Source organism: Streptomyces flavotricini, from assembly GCF_020639365.1.
Classification (GTDB): Bacteria; Actinomycetota; Actinomycetes; order Streptomycetales; family Streptomycetaceae; genus Streptomyces; species Streptomyces flavotricini.
This window is the reverse complement of sequence record NZ_JAINUL010000001.1, coordinates 4,007,691-4,025,582: the sequence shown is the minus strand read 5'-3', so window position 1 is coordinate 4,025,582 and position 17,892 is coordinate 4,007,691. Positions and strand designations below refer to the sequence as shown.

Sequence of the window (17,892 nt, the reverse complement as noted above, 5' to 3'; positions counted from 1 at the left end):
AGGCTTGATCTCGCAAATTTGCCTGCACTCGACATCATTTGATAGGGACATCGGCCTTCTACCTGCGGTAACGCGGTCGGATGTCACCTTTGGTGATCATGTGGATGCTTCGCGTATGAAGATCACCACCTATCGGTCTTGGTGATCGTTCGTCAGGTGGTGGAGATCACAAACTCGGTGTTGTTACCCGTGTCGCAGATCACAGAGGAGCGGGCATAAGATGCGCACCAGTCCGGCTTGTGAACTGCCTCACATGAGATCCCGTCGAGTTGGACGATCTTCGCGAGGCGGCCGGCACGGCGGTCCAACGGTCAAGGACGACTGGAAGGAGCGAGGAGCGTGAATGCGTACGCGCCCATCCTCGTGCTCGGCGCCCTCGGCGCAGGGTTTGCGATCTTCTCCGTGGTCATGGCCACGCTGATCGGCCCAAAACGGTACAACCGGGCGAAGCTCGAGGCGTACGAGTGCGGCATCGAGCCGACGCCCACGCCGGCCGGCGGCGGTCGCTTCCCCATCAAGTACTACCTGACGGCGATGCTCTTCATCGTCTTCGACATCGAAGTTGTCTTCCTCTACCCCTGGGCGGTCACCTTCGACTCCCTGGGGATCTTCGGGCTCGTCGAGATGCTGCTCTTCGTGCTCACCGTCTTCGTCGCCTACGCCTACGTGTGGCGCCGCGGCGGTCTGGAATGGGACTGAGGGGCTGAATTTCCCATGGGACTGGAAGAGAAGCTGCCGAGCGGCTTTCTGCTGACCACCGTCGAACAGGCCGCGGGCTGGGTGCGCAAGTCATCCGTGTTCCCCGCGACCTTCGGCCTGGCCTGCTGCGCCATCGAGATGATGACCACCGGAGCGGGCCGGTACGACCTGGCCCGCTTCGGCATGGAGGTCTTCCGCGGGTCCCCGCGCCAGGCCGATCTGATGATCGTGGCCGGACGGGTCAGTCAGAAGATGGCACCGGTGCTGCGGCAGGTGTACGACCAGATGCCCGCTCCCAAATGGGTCATCTCCATGGGGGTTTGTGCATCTTCAGGCGGAATGTTCAACAACTACGCGATTGTCCAGGGCGTCGACCACATCGTCCCGGTGGACATCTATCTCCCCGGCTGCCCGCCGCGCCCCGAGATGCTGATCGACGCGATCCTCAAGCTCCATCAGAAGATCCAGGGCGGAAAGCTCGGCGTGAACCGGGAAGAGGCGGCGCGCGAGGCGGAGGCGGCGGCCCTCAAGGCCCTCCCCACGATCGAGATGAAGGGGCTGCTCCGGTGAGCGACGCGAGCGAGACCTCCCCGGCCACCGACGGCAACGGCAACGGGAACAACGTTCCTGCCCCGCGGGGTTCCGCCGGCGGCCCCGAGGTGATCGGTGTCCGCAAGGGCATGTTCGGCGCCCGGAACGGCGGCGACACCAGCGGCTACGGCGGCCTCGTCCGCACCGTGGCCATGCCGGGCGAGAGCCACCGCCCCTACGGCTCCTACTTCGACGAGGTCGTCGACGAGCTCGAAGGGGCGCTGGAGGAGCAGGACCTGCTCCCGGAGAACGCGATCGAGAAGGTCGTCGTCGACCGGGGCGAGCTGACGCTCCACATCGCCCGCGAGCACCTCGTCCGCGTCGCGAAGACCCTGCGCGACGACCCGGCCCTGCGCTTCGAGCTCTGCACCGGCGTCAGCGGGGTCCACTTCCCCGAGGACAGGAGCCGCGAGCTGCACGCCGTCTACCACCTGCGCTCGATCACCCACGGCCGGGTGGTGCGCCTGGAGGTCACCGCCCCGGACGCCGACCCGCACGTCCCGTCGCTCGTCTCCGTCTATCCGACGAACGACTGGCACGAGCGCGAGGCGTACGACTTCTTCGGCCTGGTCTTCGACGGGCACCCGGCGCTCACGCGGATCATGATGCCGGACGACTGGCAGGGCTTCCCGCAGCGCAAGGACTACCCGCTCGGCGGCATCCCCATCGAGTACAAGGGCGCCCAGATCCCGGCTCCCGACCAGCGGAGGTCGTACAGCTGATGAACGCCCAGAACGCATCGAACGGCGCCTCCTCGAACCCCGCGGCCTCCCGGGAGACGACCGAAGGCACCGTCTACACCGTCACCGGCGGCGACTGGGACGAGATCGTCCGGTCCGCGGCGAAGGCCGACGACGAGCGGATCGTCGTCAACATGGGCCCGCAGCACCCGTCCACCCACGGCGTGCTCCGGCTGATCCTGGAGATCGACGGCGAGACCGTCACCGAGGCCCGCTGCGGCATCGGCTACCTGCACACCGGCATCGAGAAGAACCTCGAATTCCGGAACTGGACCCAGGGCACCACCTTCGTGACGCGCATGGACTACCTGACGCCGTTCTTCAACGAGACGGCCTACTGCCTCGGCGTCGAGAAGCTCCTCGGCATCACCGACCAGATCCCGGACCGCGCCACCGTCATCCGCGTCCTGCTGATGGAGCTCAACCGGCTCTCCTCCCACCTGGTGTGCATCGCCACCGGCGGCATGGAGCTGGGCGCGACCACGATCATGATCTACGGGTTCCGGGACCGCGAGCTGATCCTCGACATCTTCGAGCTCATCACGGGCCTGCGCATGAACCACGCGTTCGTCCGCCCCGGCGGGCTCGCCCAGGACCTGCCCCCGGGCGCCGTGGACCAGCTGCGCGACTTCCTCAAGACCATGAAGAAGAACCTGCCCGAGTACGACAAGCTCGCCACCGGCAACCCCATCTTCAAGGCCCGCATGCAGGACGTCGGCTACCTCGACCTCACCGGCTGCATGGCGCTCGGCGCCACCGGCCCGATCCTGCGCTCGGCCGGCCTGCCGCACGACCTGCGCAAGTCGGACCCGTACTGCGGGTACGAGACGTACGAGTTCGACGTGCCGACCACCGAGAGCTGCGACTCGTACGGGCGGTTCCTGATCCGCCTGGAGGAGATGCGCCAGTCCCTGCGGATCGTCGAGCAGTGCCTCGAACGGCTGGAGCCGGGCCCGGTCATGGTCGCCGACAAGAAGATCGCCTGGCCCGCGCAGCTCGCGATGGGCCCGGACGGCCTCGGCAACTCGCTCGACCACATCAAGAACATCATGGGCACCTCCATGGAGGCCCTCATCCACCACTTCAAGCTGGTGACCGAGGGCTTCCGGGTGCCGGCCGGGCAGGCCTACGCGGCCGTCGAGTCGCCCAAGGGCGAGCTCGGGGTCCACGTCGTCTCCGACGGCGGCACCCGCCCCTACCGGGTCCACTTCCGCGACCCGTCCTTCACCAACCTGCAGGCCATGGCCGCGATGTGCGAGGGCGGCCAGGTCGCCGACGTCATCGTCGCCGTCGCCTCCATCGACCCCGTGATGGGAGGCGTCGACCGATGACAGCCAATCCGACCGGTCAAGGGGTGAGTCTGGGCATGCCCCGGCTTCCGGCCCCCGATTTCCCGGCCGACGTACGCGCCCGGCTCGAAGCGGACGCGAAGGAGGTCATCGCCCGCTACCCCGACAGCCGGTCCGCGCTGCTGCCGCTGCTGCACCTGACCCAGGCCGAGGAGGGCCACGTCTCGCGCACCGGCATCCGGTTCTGCGCCGAGGTGCTGGGCCTCACCACGGCCGAGGTCACCGCCGTGGCCACCTTCTACACGATGTACCGGCGCAAGGCCTCCGGCGACTACCAGGTCGGGGTCTGCACGAACACCCTGTGCGCGGTCATGGGCGGCGACGCGATCTTCGACGAGCTCAAGGAGCACCTCGGGGTCGGCAACAACGAGACCACCCCCGACGGCAAGGTCACGCTGGAGCACATCGAGTGCAACGCGGCCTGCGACTACGCCCCCGTGGTGATGGTCAACTGGGAGTTCTTCGACAACCAGACCCCCGAGTCCGCCAAGGCCATGGTCGACGACCTGATCGCCGGCCGGCCCGTCGCGCCGACCCGGGGCGCGCCGCTGTGCACGTACAAGGAGACGGCCCGGATCCTGGCCGGCTTCCCGGACGAGCGCGAGGGCGCGGTCGAGGCGAGCGGCGGCGCCGGTCCCGCCTCCCTGATCGGGCTGCGCATCGCGCGCGGCGAGACCCCGCAGCTCGGCAAGGTCGTGCACCCGCGTGGTGAGGCTTCTGCTGCCACAGAGGAGGGGGAGTGATGACGGTGACTGCCGAAATGCATGAGAACGGCGCCCCGGAGAAGCTGCTGGCGCCCGTGCTGTCGGCCTTCTGGGACGAGCCGCAGTCGTGGACGCTGGAGACCTACCGGCGCCACGAGGGCTACGAGGGCCTGCGCAAGGCGCTCGCGATGACCCCGGACGACCTCATCGCATACGTGAAGGACTCCGGTCTGCGCGGCCGCGGAGGCGCGGGCTTCCCCACCGGAATGAAGTGGCAGTTCATTCCGCAGGGCGACGGAAAGCCGCACTACCTCGTCGTGAACGCGGACGAGTCGGAGCCGGGAACCTGCAAGGACATCCCCCTCCTCTTCGCCAACCCGCACTCCCTCATCGAGGGAATGATCATCGCCTGCTACGCGATCCGGTCGGAGCACGCCTTCATCTACCTGCGCGGCGAGGTCGTGCCGGTACTGCGGCGCCTGCACGAGGCGGTGCGCGAGGCGTACGAGGCCGGATACCTCGGGGAGGACGTCCTCGGGAGCGGACTGAAGCTCGACATCACGGTGCACGCGGGCGCGGGCGCCTACATCTGCGGCGAGGAGACGGCACTCCTCGACTCCCTCGAAGGCCGGCGCGGTCAGCCCCGGCTGCGTCCCCCCTTCCCCGCCGTCGAGGGGCTCTACGCGTGCCCCACCGTCGTCAACAACGTGGAGTCGATCGCCTCGGTTCCCGCGATCCTGAACCGGGGCAAGGACTGGTTCAAGTCGATGGGCACGGAGAAGTCCCCCGGATTCACCCTGTACTCGCTCTCCGGGCACGTCGCCGGACCCGGCCAGTACGAGGCCCCGCTCGGCATCACCCTGCGCCAGCTCCTCGACATGAGCGGCGGGATGCGCCCCGGGCACCGGCTGAAGTTCTGGACCCCGGGCGGCTCCTCCACCCCCATGTTCACGGCCGAACACCTGGACGTGCCGCTGGACTACGAGGGCGTCGGCGCGGCCGGCTCCATGCTCGGCACCAAGGCGCTGCAGTGCTTCGACGAGACGACCTGCGTGGTGCGCGCCGTCACCCGCTGGACCGAGTTCTACGCCCACGAGTCCTGCGGCAAGTGCACCCCCTGCCGCGAAGGCACTTATTGGCTGGTCCAGTTGCTGCGCGACATCGAGGCGGGCAAGGGGGTCATGTCGGACCTCGACAAGCTGAACGACATCGCCGACAACATCAACGGCAAGTCGTTCTGCGCGCTCGGCGACGGCGCCGCCAGCCCGATCTTCTCCTCGCTCAAGTACTTCCGCGAGGAGTACGAGCAGCACATCACGGGCAGGGGCTGCCCCTTCGACCCCAAGAAGTCGACCCTCTGGGCTGACACGGAGGTGAACGCATGACCGTCACCACTAATGCTCCGACCGGTGGCGGAGAGGCCGCCGTACCGCCCGAAGACCTGATCTCCCTGACCATCGACGGCGTCGAACTGTCGGTGCCCAAGGGGACCCTGGTCATCCGGGCCGCCGAGCAGATCGGCATCGAGATCCCCCGGTTCTGCGACCACCCCCTCCTCGACCCGGTCGGTGCCTGCCGCCAGTGCATCGTCGAGGTCGAGGGCCAGCGCAAGCCGATGGCCTCCTGCACCATCACCTGCACCGACGGCATGGTCGTCAAGACGCAGCTGACCTCCCCGGTCGCCGAGAAGTCCCAGCGCGGGGTGATGGAGCTGCTGCTCATCAACCACCCGCTGGACTGCCCGGTCTGCGACAAGGGCGGCGAGTGCCCGCTGCAGAACCAGGCGATGTCCCACGGGCAGAGCGACTCGCGTTTCGAGGGCAGGAAGCGCACGTACGAGAAGCCCGTCCCGATCTCCACGCAGGTGCTGCTGGACCGCGAGCGGTGCGTGCTGTGCGCGCGCTGCACCCGCTTCTCCACGCAGGTCGCGGGCGACCCGATGATCGAGCTCCTGGAGCGCGGCGCGCTCCAGCAGGTCGGCATCGGAGAGGGCGACCCCTTCGAGTCGTACTTCTCCGGCAACACCATCCAGATCTGCCCCGTCGGCGCCCTCACCTCGGCCGCCTACCGGTTCCGCTCCCGCCCGTTCGACCTCGTCTCCTCCCCGAGCGTGTGCGAGCACTGCGCGGGCGGCTGCGCGACCCGGACCGACCACCGCCGCGGCAAGGTGCTGCGCCGGATGGCCGCGGAGGACCCCGAGGTCAACGAGGAGTGGATCTGCGACAAGGGCCGCTTCGGGTTCCGCTACGCGCAGCGCCCCGACCGGCTCACCACCCCGCTGGTGCGCGGCGCGGACGGGGTCCTCGCCCCGGCGAGCTGGCCCGAGGCCCTGGAGGCCGCGGCCGCCGGGCTCGCCGCCGCGCGCGGCCGGGCCGGCGTCCTGACCGGCGGACGGCTCACGGTGGAGGACGCGTACGCGTACGCCAAGTTCGCCCGGGTCGTCCTCGACACCAACGACATCGACTTCCGGGCCCGGATCCACAGCGCGGAGGAGGCCGAGTTCCTGGCCGCCACCGTGGCCGGCACCGGCAAGGACCTCGACGGCAGCGGTGTCACGTACGCGAAGCTGGAGGCGGCCCCCGCCGTCCTGCTCGTCGGCATCGAGTCCGAGGAGGAGGCCCCCGGCGTCTTCCTGCGGCTGCGCAAGGCCCACCGCAAGCGGGGGCAGCGGACCTTCGCCCTCGCCCCGTTCGCCACCCGCGGCCTGGAGAAGGCGGGCGGCACCCTGCTGGCCGCCGCCCCCGGAACCGAGCCCGAGTGGCTGGCCGCGCTGGCCACCGGTACCGGCCTGGAGGCCGGCGGGGCCGAGGCCGGCGAGGCGCTGCGCCGCTCCGGCGCGGTGATCGTCGTCGGCGAGCGGCTGGCCGGCGTGCCCGGCGCGCTGACCGCCGCCGTGCGGGCCGCCGCCGCGACCGGCGCGCAGCTCGTGTGGATCCCGCGCCGGGCCGGGGAGCGGGCCGCCGTCGAGGCGGGCGCGCTGCCCTCGCTGCTGCCGGGGGCCCGTCCGGCCACCGACCCGCGGGCCCGCGACGAGGTCGCCACCGCCTGGGGGCTGGACGAACTCCCGCACCGCTACGGCCGCGACACCGGCCAGATCGTCGAGGCCGCCGCCGGGCGCGAGCTCTCCGCCCTGCTGATCGCGGGCGTCGAGATCGCCGACCTGCCGGACCCGGAGCGGGCGCTGGTCGCCCTCCAGGAGGCCTTCGTGGTCTCGCTGGAACTGCGGCCCGGCCAGGTCACGGACCACGCGGACGTGGTCCTGCCCGTAGCCGCCGTCGCCGAGAAGGCCGGCGCGTTCATCAACTGGGAGGGCAGGGTCCGGCCGTTCGAGGCCGCGCTCAAGCCCGACCAGATGACCCGTCGGCTCGCCCCCGCCGACGCCCGCGTGCTGCACATGCTGGCCGACGCGGCCGACCGGCCGATCGCGTTGCCCGACGTACACGCCGTACGCCGCGAGCTCGACGCGCTCGGCCCGTGGTCCGGAGGGCGTGCCGCCGAGCACTCCGCGGACACCGCGCCGCTGCCCCGCCCCGCAGCGGGCGAGGCGGTCCTCGCGGGCCACCGGCTCCTGCTCGACCTGGGCCGGCTCCAGGAGGGCGACGACGCCCTGGCCGGCACCCGGCACGAGGCGAGCGCCCGGCTCTCGGCCGCCACGGCCGCCGAGACCGGCGTCAAGGACGGCGACGTCCTCGCGGTGACCGGCCCGGCCGGCTCCGTGGAACTCCCCCTGCGGATCACCGAGATGCCCGACCGGGTGGTCTGGCTCCCGCTGAACTCCACCGGGCACGGCGTCCTCGCCGACACCGGGGCCCACCCGGGCACCCTCGTACGGATCGGCCCGGCGACCCCGGCCGACGGCAGCGGCACCCCCGCGGAGGTGGGCGCGTGAACGCGGTACAGCTCGCGGCCGAGGACCTCTCCCTGTTCGGCAGGGACGTCTGGTGGCTGGTCGTCGTCAAGGCGGTGTTCTGCTTCGCCTTCCTGATGGTGACCGTGCTCTTCTCCATCGTGTGGGAGCGCAAGGTCGTCGCCTGGATGCAGCTGCGCATCGGCCCCAACCGGCACGGTCCCTGGGGCATGCTCCAGTCGCTCGCCGACGGCGTGAAGCTGATGCTCAAGGAAGACATCATCGTCAAGCGGGCCGACAAGGTGGTGTACGTCCTGGCCCCGATCATCGCGGCGATCCCGGCCTTCATGGCCATCGCGGTGATCCCGTTCGGCCCGGCGGACGACGAGGTCTCGATCTTCGGCCAGCGCACCACGATGCAGCTGACCGACCTGCCGATCGCGATGCTCTACATCCTCGCGGTCGCCTCGGTCGGCATCTACGGCATCGTCCTGGCCGGCTGGTCCTCGGGCTCCACGTACCCGCTGCTCGGCGGCCTGCGCTCCTGCGCGCAGATGATCTCGTACGAGATCGCGATGGGCGCGGCCTTCGCCTCCGTCTTCCTCTACTCCGGATCGATGTCGACCTCGGCGATCGTGGAGGCGCAGGCGGACCGCTGGTACATCGTGCTGCTGCCCGTCTCGTTCATCATCTACGTCATCACGATGGTCGGCGAGACGAACCGCGCGCCGTTCGACATGCCGGAGTCCGAGGGCGACCTCGTCGGCGGTTTCAACACCGAGTACTCCTCCATCAAGTTCGCGCTGTTCATGCTGGCCGAGTACGTCAACATGGTCACCGTCTCGGCGGTCTCGGTCACCCTCTTCCTGGGCGGCTGGCGCGCCCCGTACCCGATCAGCCACTTCTGGGAGGGCGCGAACCACGGCTGGTGGCCGATGCTCTGGTTCGTCATCAAGGTCCAGCTGCTGCTGTTCTTCTTCATCTGGCTGCGCGGCACGCTGCCGCGCGTCCGCTACGACCAGCTGATGAAGCTCGGCTGGAAGGTCCTGATCCCGGTCTCCGTGGTCTGGCTGATGCTGGTCGCGACCGTCCGGGCGCTGCGCAACGAGAGCTACGACTTCTCGGAGATCGTCCTGTACGTCGGTGGCGCGGTCGTCGCGATCCTGCTGCTGTCCTTCGTCGCGGACCTCTTCCGCGACCGGAAGGAGAAGGCCTCCGCCGGGCGGGCCGACGAGGCCGCCGGGGCCGAGCCCTTCGACCCGCTGGCGGGCGGGTTCCCCGTACCGCCCAAGCCCGGCCAGCACCTGGCACCCGTACCGCGCAGGCGGCCTCGCAGTGAGCGGGAGCTGATTGCCAGTGGCGGGACGAATACGGACAGTGACCGAGAGGAGGGTGCTGAGAATGTCTGACAAGTCTGATGCCGAGCAGGGCGAGAAGTGGCAGAACCCGGTGGCCGGCTTCGGCGTGACCTTCAAGGCCATGTTCAAGAAGCGCCTCACCGAGCAGTACCCGGAGCAGCAGAAGACCACCGCTCCGCGCTTCCACGGACGGCACCAGCTGAACCGGCACCCGGACGGCCTGGAGAAGTGCATCGGCTGCGAGCTGTGCGCCTGGGCCTGCCCCGCCGACGCCATCTACGTGGAGGGCGCGGACAACACCGAGGAGGAGCGCTACTCCCCGGGTGAGCGGTACGGGCGGGTCTACCAGATCAACTACGCCCGCTGCATCCTGTGCGGGCTGTGCATCGAGGCCTGCCCGACGCGGGCGCTGACGATGACGAACGAGTTCGAACTGGCCGACGCGAGCCGCGAATCGCTCATCTACACCAAGGAGCAGCTGCTCGCGGGTCTGACCGAGGGAATGGTGGAGTCTCCGCACTCGATCTTCCCGGGCACTGACGAGCAGGACTACTACCGCGGGCTGGTGACGGGGGCGGCCCCCGGGACGGTGCGGCAGGTGGCCGTCTCCAAGGGCGAGACCGCGGCCGATGCCGAGGAGGTGCAGGCATGAGCGCCCTCGCAGCGGCCACCTCGACCTCCACCGGCGAGGCGGTCCAGTTCTGGGTCCTCGGCACCGTCGCCGTCATCGGCGCGCTGTCCACGATCCTGATGAAGAAGGCCGTGCACAGCGCGCTGAGCCTGGCCGGGACGATGATCATCCTGGCGGTCTTCTACCTCGCCAACGGGGCGTACTTCCTGGGCGTGGTCCAGGTCATCGTCTACACCGGCGCGATCATGATGCTCTTCCTCTTCGTGGTCATGCTCGTCGGCGTCACCGCCGCCGACTCGCTGAAGGAGACCCTCAAGGGACAGCGCTGGCTGGCCGTCCTGTGCGGGCTCGGCTTCGGCGTCCTGCTGATCGCCGGCATCGCCAACGCCAAGCTCACCCACTTCAACGGGCTCGGCCGGGTCAACTCCGCCGGGCACGTGGAGGGGCTGGCCACGCTGATCTTCACCAAGTACGTGTTCGCCTTCGAGATCACCGGCGCGCTGCTGATCACGGCCGCCGTCGGCGCGATGGTCCTCACCCACCGCGAACGCACCGAGCGGGCCGCCACCCAGCGCGAGCTCGCCGAGCGGCGCGTGCGCGAGGGCGTCCAGCTCCCGCCGCTGCCCGCGCCCGGCGTCTACGCCCGGCACAACGCGGTGGACGTCGCCGGCCTGCTGCCGGACGGCACCCCGTCCGAGCTGACCGTCAACAAGACGCTGCGCGCCCGCGGCCAGATCCGGGACGTGTCGAGCGAGGCGCTGAACGACCTGAAGGCGCTGGAGCAGGCGTCGGCGGAGCGCCTCGGCCGCGAGGAGGCATCGAAGTGAATCCGGTCAACTACCTCTACCTGGCCGCTCTGCTGTTCACCATCGGCGCGGCCGGCGTGCTCATCCGGAAGAACGCGATCGTGCTGTTCATGTGCGTCGAGCTGATGCTCAACGCCTGCAACCTCGCGTTCGTCGCCTTCTCCCGGATGCACGGCAACCTCGACGGCCAGATCATCGCCTTCTTCACGATGGTCGTCGCCGCCGCGGAGGTCGTGGTGGGCCTCGCGATCATCGTGTCGCTGTTCCGGACCCGACACTCGGCCTCGGTCGACGACGCCAGCCTGATGAAGCTGTAAGGGGCGCTCACAGTGGAGAATCTGATTGGGCTGCTGATCGCGGCGCCCCTGCTCGGAGCGGTGGTGCTGCTTCTCGGCGGCCGGCGCCTCGACAAGGCCGGGCACTGGCTCGGCACCCTGTTCGCCGCCGCCTCCTTCGGGATCGGCGTGGTCCTGTTCGCCGACCTGCTCGGGCGCGGCGCCGAGGACCGGACCCTGTACGAGAAGCTGTACACCTGGATCCCCGTCGAGGGCTTCCAGGCGGACGTGGCCTTCCAGCTCGACCAGCTGTCGATGACCTTCGTCCTGCTGATCACCGGGGTCGGCACGCTCATCCACATCTACTCCATCGGGTACATGGAGCACGACGAGCGCCGCCGCCGCTTCTTCGGCTACCTCAACCTGTTCCTCGCGGCGATGCTGCTGCTGGTCCTCGCCGACAACTACCTGCTGCTGTACGTCGGGTGGGAGGGCGTCGGCCTCGCCTCGTACCTGCTCATCGGCTTCTGGCAGCACAAGCCCAGCGCGGCGACCGCCGCGAAGAAGGCCTTCCTGGTCAACCGGGTCGGCGACATGGGCCTGTCGATCGCGATCATGCTGCTGTTCACCACCTTCGGGACCTTCGCCTTCGGCCCGGTGTTCGCCTCCGTGGGGAACGCGACCGAGGGCAAGCTGACGGCGATCGCCCTGATGCTGCTGCTCGCCGCCTGCGGCAAGTCGGCCCAGGTACCGCTCCAGTCCTGGCTCGGGGACGCGATGGAGGGCCCGACCCCGGTCTCGGCCCTGATCCACGCGGCGACGATGGTGACGGCGGGCGTGTACCTGATCGTCCGCTCGGCCGCCGTCTTCAACGGGGCGCCGGACGCCCAGCTGGTGGTCACCATCGTGGGCGCGGTCACGCTCATCTTCGGTGCGATCGTCGGTTGCGCGAAGGACGACATCAAGAAGGCCCTCGCCGGGTCGACGATGTCGCAGATCGGGTACATGATCCTGGCCGCGGGCCTCGGCCCCGTCGGATACGTCTTCGCGATCATGCACCTGGTGACGCACGGCTTCTTCAAGGCCGGCCTCTTCCTCGGCGCGGGTTCCGTGATGCACGGGATGAACGACGAGGTGGACATGCGCAAGTACGGCGCCCTGCGGAAGTTCATGCCGGTCACCTTCGTCACCTTCGGCCTCGGCTACCTGGCGATCATCGGCTTCCCGGGTCTGTCCGGCTTCTTCTCCAAGGACATGATCATCGAGGCGGCCTTCGCCAAGGGCGGTACCCAGGGCTGGATCCTCGGCGGGGTCGCCCTGCTGGGCGCCGGCATCACCGCCTTCTACATGACTCGGGTCATGCTCCTCACCTTCTTCGGCGAGAAGCGCTGGCAGCCGGACGCGGCGGGGCACGAGCCGCACCCGCACGAGTCCCCGAAGTCCATGACCATCCCGATGGTCATCCTGGCGTTCGGGTCGGTGTTCGCCGGCGCGTTCTTCGAGATCGGCGAGCGCTTCCTGAAGTGGCTGGAGCCCGTCACCGGCTACGAGCACGGCAACTCGCCGGTCAGCGCCATGACGGTGACCGCGTCCACCATGGTCGTCCTGGTCGTCGGCGTCGGCATCGCCTGGTCGATGTACGGCCGGCGGCCCGTTCCGGTGGTCGCCCCGCGCGGCTCGCTCCTCACCCGGGCGGCCCGGCGGGACCTGCTCCAGGACGACTTCAACCACGTCGTGCTGGTGCGCGGCGGGGAGCACCTGACCCGCTCGCTCGTGTACGTCGACCACAGCCTGGTCGACGGGGCGGTCAACGGGACGGCCGCCGCGGTCGGCGGGGCCTCGGGCCGGCTGCGCAAGCTGCAGAACGGCTACGCCCGCAGCTACGCGGTCTCGATGTTCGGGGGCACGGCGATCCTCATCGCCGCGACCCTGCTGATGAGGGCGGTGTGAGATGAGTTTCCCGCTTCTTACGGTGACGGCCGCGCTCCCCGCGGTCGGCGCCGTCCTGACGGCGGCCGTCCCGGCCGCCCGCAGGACCGCCGCCAAGTGGCTGGCGCTGCTCTTCTCGCTGGCGACACTGGCGTTGGCCGTGCTCGTCGCGGTCCGCTTCGAGCCCGGTGGAGCCCGCTACCAGCTCACCGAATCGCGCGCCTGGATCGCCGACTTCGGCGTCCGCTACGAACTGGGCGTCGACGGCATCGGGGTGGCGCTGATCGCGCTCACCGCGCTGCTGATCCCGTTCATCATCCTGGCTGGGTGGCACGATGCCGACCCGTTGGAGAACAAGAGTCAGCGCTGGCGTCCCACCCAGGGCTTCTTCGCCCTGATCCTGATGGTCGAGGCGATGGTGATCATCTCCTTCGAGGCCACCGACGTCTTCCTCTTCTACATCTTCTTCGAAGCCATGCTCATCCCGATGTACTTCCTCATCGGCGGCTTCGGGGACCGGGCCACTTCCTCCCGATCAGCCGCTGCCGCGGCGGGGGGCACCGACGAGAACGCGGCCGCGCAGCGCTCGTACGCGGCGGTCAAGTTCCTCCTCTACAACCTGGTCGGCGGCCTCATCATGCTGGCCGCCGTGATCGGCCTGTACGTGGTCGCCGGGAACTTCTCGCTCCAGGAGATCACCGCCGCCCGCGCCGCGGGCACGCTCGACATGGCGACCAACACCGAGCGGCTGCTGTTCCTCGGCTTCTTCTTCGCCTTCGCGGTGAAGGCCCCGCTGTGGCCGCTGCACACCTGGCTGCCGAACGCGATGGGCGAGGCGACCGCCCCGGTCGCCGTCCTGATCACCGCGGTCGTCGACAAGGTCGGCACCTTCGCGATGCTCCGCTTCTGCCTCGGGCTGTTCCCCGACGCCAGCAAGTGGGCCACGCCGGCGATCCTCGTCCTGGCGCTGATCAGCATCGTCTACGGCGCGCTGGTCGCGGTCGGACAGCGGGACATCAAGCGCCTGGTCGCGTACGCCTCGATCTCCCACTTCGGGTTCATCATCATGGGCATCTTCGCGATGACCTCCCAGGGGCAGTCGGGCGCGACGCTCTACATGGTCAACCACGGGATCTCGACGGCCGCCCTGATGCTGGTCGCCGGCTTCCTGATCTCGCGCCGCGGCTCCCGGCTCATCGCCGACTACGGCGGTGTGCAGAAGGTGGCCCCGGTGCTGGCCGGCACCTTCCTGATCGGCGGCCTCGCCACCCTGTCGCTGCCGGGGCTCGCGCCCTTCGTCAGCGAATTCCTGGTCCTGGTCGGCACGTTCGCCCGGTACCCCGTCATCGGCATCATCGCCACCATCGGCATCGTGCTGGCCGCGCTCTACACCCTGGTGCTCTACCAGCGCACGATGACCGGCCCCGTGAAGGAGGAGGTCCGCACCATGCAGGACCTGCGCCTGCGCGAGGTGCTGGTGGTCGCCCCGCTGATCGTGCTGCTGATCGGGCTGGGCGTGTACCCGAAGCCGCTCACCCAGATCATCAACCCGGCGGTGGAGCACACCTTGTCCGACGTACACGAGAAGGATCCGAAGCCACAGGTGGCCGTCGAGGCCAAGAACGGGGAGGCGGCGAAGTGAGCACCACGGCTGCGGCCCATGGGCTGCTGACGCTGGCGGCCGGGGAGCCGATCGACCGGATCCCGGCCCCGCACATCGAGTACGCGCAGCTCGCGCCGACCCTGATCGTGGTGGGCGCGGCGGTCCTCGGAGTCCTCGTCGAGGCCTTCGTACCGCGCAGGTCCCGCTACTACGTGCAGGTGTTCCTCGCCGTCGCCGCTCTGGCCTCGGCCTTCGCGGCGGTCGTCGGCCTCGCCGCCGGCGGGTACGGCGGCGACAAGGCGCACATCGCGGCGATGGGCGCCGTGGCCGTGGACGGCCCGGCGCTGTTCCTCCAGGGGATCATCCTGCTGTCCGCGATCGTCGCCGTCTTCACCTTCGCCGAGCGGCGGCTGGACCCGGCCGCCCACGGCAACCGGGTGGACTCCTTCGCCGCGCAGGCGGCGTCCGTACCGGGCAGCGAGAGCGAGAAGGCCGCCGTCAAGGCGGGCTTCACCACCACCGAGGTCTTCCCGCTGGCCCTGTTCGCGGTCGCCGGCATGCTGATCTTCCCGGCGGCCGACGACCTGCTGACGCTGTTCGTGGCCCTGGAGGTCTTCTCCCTCCCGCTGTACCTGCTCTGCGCCGTCGCCCGCCGCCAGCGGCTGATGTCGCAGGAGGCCGCGGTCAAGTACTTCCTGCTCGGCGCCTTCTCCTCGGCCTTCCTCCTCTTCGGCATCGCCCTGGTCTACGGGTACGCGGGCTCGGTCTCGTACGCGGCGATCGCCGACGTGGTCGACGGCACCGTCACCAAGATCGACCCGGCGCTCGCCGACACCATGGGCAACGACGCGCTGCTGCTGATCGGCGGAGCGCTGATCCTGACGGGCCTGCTCTTCAAGGTCGGCGCGGTCCCGTTCCACATGTGGACCCCGGACGTCTACCAGGGCGCCCCGACCCCGGTCACCGGCTTCATGGCGGCCGCGACGAAGGTGGCGGCGTTCGGCGCGCTGCTCCGCCTGCTGTACGTGGTCCTGCCCGGACTGCGGTGGGACTGGCGGCCGGTGATGTGGGGCGTGGCGATCCTGACGATGCTGGCCGGCGCCGTGATCGCGGTGACCCAGACCGACGTCAAGCGGCTGCTGGCCTACTCCTCGATCGCGCACGCGGGCTTCATCCTGGCCGGTGTGATCGCGACGTCGGCGCAGGGGGTCCAGTCCGTCCTCTTCTACCTGGGCGCGTACTCCTTCGTGACGATCGGCGCGTTCGCGGTGGTCACGCTGGTGCGCGACGCCGGCGGCGAGGCGACGCACCTGTCGAAGTGGGCCGGTCTGGGCCGCCGTTCGCCGCTGACGGCGGCGGTCTTCGCGGTGTTCCTGCTGGCGTTCGCCGGCATCCCGCTGACCTCCGGCTTCGCCGGGAAGTTCGCCGTGTTCAAGGCGGCGGCGGAGGGCGGCGCCGGGGTACTGGTCGTGGTCGGTGTGATCTCGTCCGCGATCGCCGCGTTCTTCTACATCCGGGTGATCGTCCTGATGTTCTTCAGCGAGCCGAAGGCGGACGGTCCGACGGTGGCCGTCCCGTCGCCGCTGACGATGACGACGATCGCGGTGGGCGTGGCGGTGACCCTGGTCCTGGGTGTGGCACCCCAGTACTTCCTGGACCTGGCGGGCCAGGCGAGCACGTTCGTCCGCTGACGCCGCGGTACGGGCCCGGTCCTCTCGGGGGCCGGGCCCTTCGCCGTGCCCGCGCGGCTACTCGGGCTGTCGATGCTTCGAGGTGATCTCGGTGAGGTCGAGGGCGAGGGGAAATGCGTCCAGGTCGTCCGCGTTCCAGCCGCCCTCGGGTGGCTCCGGCCAGCTCTCTTCCGGGTTCACCAGTGCTCCCACGAACTGGCGTCCCGCGAGTCGCTCCAGCGTGTCGCCGGGGATCCGCGAGGCTCAGCGGCAGGTCTGCGACCGGCTACGACGCCGGGGTGGCGGAAAGTTCCGCCACCCCGGTGCCGTCATTCGTCCCGCAGGGCGGACTAGCGGGATCCCACAATGCGGCCGGTGACCTCGCCGAGACCGACGCGGGTGCCCTCGGGGCCCGGGGCCCAGGCGGTGAGGGTGACGGTGTCGCCGTCCTCGAGGAACGTGCGCTTGCCGTCGGCGAGCTCGATGGCGTCGCGGCCGTTCCACGTCAGCTCCAGCAGCGAGCCGCGCTGCCCGACCTCGGGGCCGCTGACGGTGCCCGAGCCGTAGACGTCGCCGGTGCGCAGGGAGGCGCCGTTGACCGTCATGTGCGCGAGCTGCTGGGCGGCGGTCCAGTACATGGTCGCGAACGGCGGCCGCGCCACCTCCTGCCCGTTGATGGAGACGGTGATGTGCAGGTCGAAGCCGCCGGGCCGGTCGGCCTCGGCGTCGTCGAGGTACGGCAGGAGGGGGAAGTCGCGGGCGGGCGGGGCCACCCGGGCCGTCTCCAGGGCCTCCAGCGGGGTGACCCAGGCGGAGACGGAGGTGGCGAAGGACTTGCCGAGGAAGGGGCCGAGGGGCACGTACTCCCAGGCCTGGATGTCGCGCGCCGACCAGTCGTTGAGCAGGAACAGCCCGAAGACGTGGTCCTCGAAGTCGGCCAGCGGAACCGGACGGCCCTGCTCGGACGGGGTGCCGACGACGAAGCCGACCTCCGCCTCGATGTCGAGCTTGACGGACGGCCCGAAGACGGGCGCGGCGTCGGCCGGGGTCTTGCGCTGCCCGGAGGGCCGTACGACGTCCGTCCCCGAGACCACGATCGTGCCGGAGCGGCCGTGGTAACCGATCGGCAGGTGCTTCCAGTTGGGGGTCAGCGCCTCGCCGTCCGGGCGGAAGATGTGGCCCACGTTGGTGGCGTGGTGCTCGCTCGCGTAGAAGTCGACGTAGTCGGCGACCTCGTACGGCAGGTGCAGGGTGACGGCGTCGAGCGGCAGGAGGTGCGGCTCGACCGTCCCGCGGTGGCCGGGATCGGTCACCCACGCGGTCAGCGCGCGGCGCACGTCGCGCCAGGCGGTGCGGCCGGCGGCGAGCAGCGGGTTGAGCGAGGCCTGCCCGAGCAGCGCGGCGTACGGGGAACCGAGCGCGGCCGCGGCCGCCCCCGCGTCGAGCACGTGTCCGCCGATGCGCACGCCGATGCGACGGCGGGCGGGCTCCGCGGCGGTCGAGAAGACGCCGTACGGGAGGTTGTGCGGCCCGAACGGGTCGCCCTCGGGGACATCGAGGGGGCTCTGCTGGGGCATGGGGTACTGCCTCGCTTTCGATGCGGACCGGGGGGTGTCCCGGGGGCTGGTTGATACGTTACGTGGCCAGTGGGGCCGGTGGGAGGCCGGATTGGGGTTCTATTTGTAGGACT

The 17,892-nt window shown here is 69.9% G+C and carries 16 protein-coding genes; 14 read left to right on the top strand and 2 right to left on the bottom strand.

Annotated elements, in window-relative coordinates; genetic code table 11:
• The first annotated feature begins 339 nt into the window (after nt 1–339).
• The 14 genes from K7B10_RS18105 to nuoN are packed head-to-tail and all read left to right on the top strand — an operon-like array spanning nt 340 to nt 16,223.
• On the top strand, nt 340–699 hold the full coding sequence (locus K7B10_RS18105) for an NADH-quinone oxidoreductase subunit A (protein ID WP_030028256.1): 360 nt from the start codon (nt 340–342) through the stop codon (nt 697–699).
• A gap of 15 nt (nt 700–714) precedes the next feature.
• Nucleotides 715–1,269 carry a NuoB/complex I 20 kDa subunit family protein gene (locus tag K7B10_RS18100; RefSeq protein ID WP_030298030.1) on the top strand — a complete coding sequence of 185 codons (555 nt, stop codon included), beginning with the start codon at nt 715–717 and terminating at the stop codon, nt 1,267–1,269.
• Entirely contained in the window at nt 1,266–2,012 is a 747-nt protein-coding gene (locus tag K7B10_RS18095) for an NADH-quinone oxidoreductase subunit C (protein WP_229337106.1), read from the top strand. Before K7B10_RS18100 ends, K7B10_RS18095 begins: the two co-directional genes overlap by 4 nt.
• Entirely contained in the window at nt 2,012–3,361 is a 1,350-nt protein-coding gene (locus K7B10_RS18090; RefSeq protein WP_229337104.1) for an NADH-quinone oxidoreductase subunit D, read from the top strand. Before K7B10_RS18095 ends, K7B10_RS18090 begins: the two co-directional genes overlap by 1 nt.
• Nucleotides 3,358–4,122, top strand: coding sequence for an NADH-quinone oxidoreductase subunit NuoE (gene nuoE / locus K7B10_RS18085; RefSeq protein ID WP_229337102.1), 765 nt, complete (start codon nt 3,358–3,360; stop codon nt 4,120–4,122). Before K7B10_RS18090 ends, nuoE begins: the two co-directional genes overlap by 4 nt.
• Nucleotides 4,122–5,468, top strand: coding sequence for an NADH-quinone oxidoreductase subunit NuoF (nuoF, locus tag K7B10_RS18080; protein WP_229337100.1), 1,347 nt, complete (start codon nt 4,122–4,124; stop codon nt 5,466–5,468). The genes nuoE and nuoF overlap by 1 nt, the downstream gene beginning before the upstream one ends.
• Nucleotides 5,465–7,972 (top strand): NADH-quinone oxidoreductase subunit G, encoded by a 2,508-nt coding sequence (locus K7B10_RS18075; protein WP_229337099.1) that lies wholly within the window; start codon nt 5,465–5,467, stop codon nt 7,970–7,972. The genes nuoF and K7B10_RS18075 overlap by 4 nt, the downstream gene beginning before the upstream one ends.
• On the top strand, nt 7,969–9,339 hold the full coding sequence (gene nuoH, locus K7B10_RS18070; RefSeq protein ID WP_229337097.1) for an NADH-quinone oxidoreductase subunit NuoH: 1,371 nt from the start codon (nt 7,969–7,971) through the stop codon (nt 9,337–9,339). Before K7B10_RS18075 ends, nuoH begins: the two co-directional genes overlap by 4 nt.
• Nucleotides 9,332–9,940 (top strand): NADH-quinone oxidoreductase subunit NuoI, encoded by a 609-nt coding sequence (gene nuoI, locus K7B10_RS18065; RefSeq protein ID WP_229337095.1) that lies wholly within the window; start codon nt 9,332–9,334, stop codon nt 9,938–9,940. The genes nuoH and nuoI overlap by 8 nt, the downstream gene beginning before the upstream one ends.
• Entirely contained in the window at nt 9,937–10,746 is an 810-nt protein-coding gene (locus K7B10_RS18060; RefSeq protein WP_030864695.1) for an NADH-quinone oxidoreductase subunit J, read from the top strand. The genes nuoI and K7B10_RS18060 overlap by 4 nt, the downstream gene beginning before the upstream one ends.
• Nucleotides 10,743–11,042 carry an NADH-quinone oxidoreductase subunit NuoK gene (gene nuoK, locus K7B10_RS18055; RefSeq protein ID WP_030864698.1) on the top strand — a complete coding sequence of 100 codons (300 nt, stop codon included), beginning with the start codon at nt 10,743–10,745 and terminating at the stop codon, nt 11,040–11,042. The genes K7B10_RS18060 and nuoK overlap by 4 nt, the downstream gene beginning before the upstream one ends.
• A gap of 12 nt (nt 11,043–11,054) precedes the next feature.
• Nucleotides 11,055–12,950 carry an NADH-quinone oxidoreductase subunit L gene (gene nuoL, locus K7B10_RS18050; protein ID WP_229337094.1) on the top strand — a complete coding sequence of 632 codons (1,896 nt, stop codon included), beginning with the start codon at nt 11,055–11,057 and terminating at the stop codon, nt 12,948–12,950.
• A gap of 1 nt (nt 12,951) precedes the next feature.
• A complete protein-coding gene (locus K7B10_RS18045; protein ID WP_229337092.1) occupies nt 12,952–14,571 on the top strand; it encodes an NADH-quinone oxidoreductase subunit M in 1,620 nt (539 codons plus the stop codon).
• Between the two features lie 32 nt (nt 14,572–14,603).
• Nucleotides 14,604–16,223 carry an NADH-quinone oxidoreductase subunit NuoN gene (gene nuoN / locus K7B10_RS18040; RefSeq protein WP_229345179.1) on the top strand — a complete coding sequence of 540 codons (1,620 nt, stop codon included), beginning with the start codon at nt 14,604–14,606 and terminating at the stop codon, nt 16,221–16,223.
• A 57-nt stretch (nt 16,224–16,280) separates the two neighbouring features.
• Here nuoN and K7B10_RS40855 read toward each other — a convergent pair whose 3' ends face one another.
• Together K7B10_RS40855 and fahA are read right to left on the bottom strand one after the other, a co-directional pair.
• A complete protein-coding gene (locus K7B10_RS40855) occupies nt 16,281–16,403 on the bottom strand; it encodes a hypothetical protein (RefSeq protein WP_267501418.1) in 123 nt (40 codons plus the stop codon).
• Between the two features lie 149 nt (nt 16,404–16,552).
• A complete protein-coding gene (gene fahA, locus K7B10_RS18035; RefSeq protein ID WP_229337089.1) occupies nt 16,553–17,779 on the bottom strand; it encodes a fumarylacetoacetase in 1,227 nt (408 codons plus the stop codon).
• Between the last annotated feature and the right edge of the window lie 113 nt (nt 17,780–17,892).

What these genes read in the sequence shown, in the direction of transcription:
- K7B10_RS18100 (WP_030298030.1), top strand. Translation starts at nt 715, where the DNA reads ATGGGACTGGAAGAGAAGCTGCCGAGCGGCTTTCTGCTGACCACCGTC.
- K7B10_RS18090 (WP_229337104.1), top strand. Translation starts at nt 2,012, where the DNA reads ATGAACGCCCAGAACGCATCGAACGGCGCCTCCTCGAACCCCGCGGCC.
- nuoE (WP_229337102.1), top strand. Translation starts at nt 3,358, where the DNA reads ATGACAGCCAATCCGACCGGTCAAGGGGTGAGTCTGGGCATGCCCCGG.
- nuoF (WP_229337100.1), top strand. Translation starts at nt 4,122, where the DNA reads ATGACGGTGACTGCCGAAATGCATGAGAACGGCGCCCCGGAGAAGCTG.
- K7B10_RS18075 (WP_229337099.1), top strand. Translation starts at nt 5,465, where the DNA reads ATGACCGTCACCACTAATGCTCCGACCGGTGGCGGAGAGGCCGCCGTA.
- nuoI (WP_229337095.1), top strand. Translation starts at nt 9,332, where the DNA reads ATGTCTGACAAGTCTGATGCCGAGCAGGGCGAGAAGTGGCAGAACCCG.
- K7B10_RS18060 (WP_030864695.1), top strand. Translation starts at nt 9,937, where the DNA reads ATGAGCGCCCTCGCAGCGGCCACCTCGACCTCCACCGGCGAGGCGGTC.
- K7B10_RS18045 (WP_229337092.1), top strand. Translation starts at nt 12,952, where the DNA reads ATGAGTTTCCCGCTTCTTACGGTGACGGCCGCGCTCCCCGCGGTCGGC.
- fahA (WP_229337089.1), bottom strand. Translation starts at nt 17,779, where the DNA reads ATGCCCCAGCAGAGCCCCCTCGATGTCCCCGAGGGCGACCCGTTCGGG.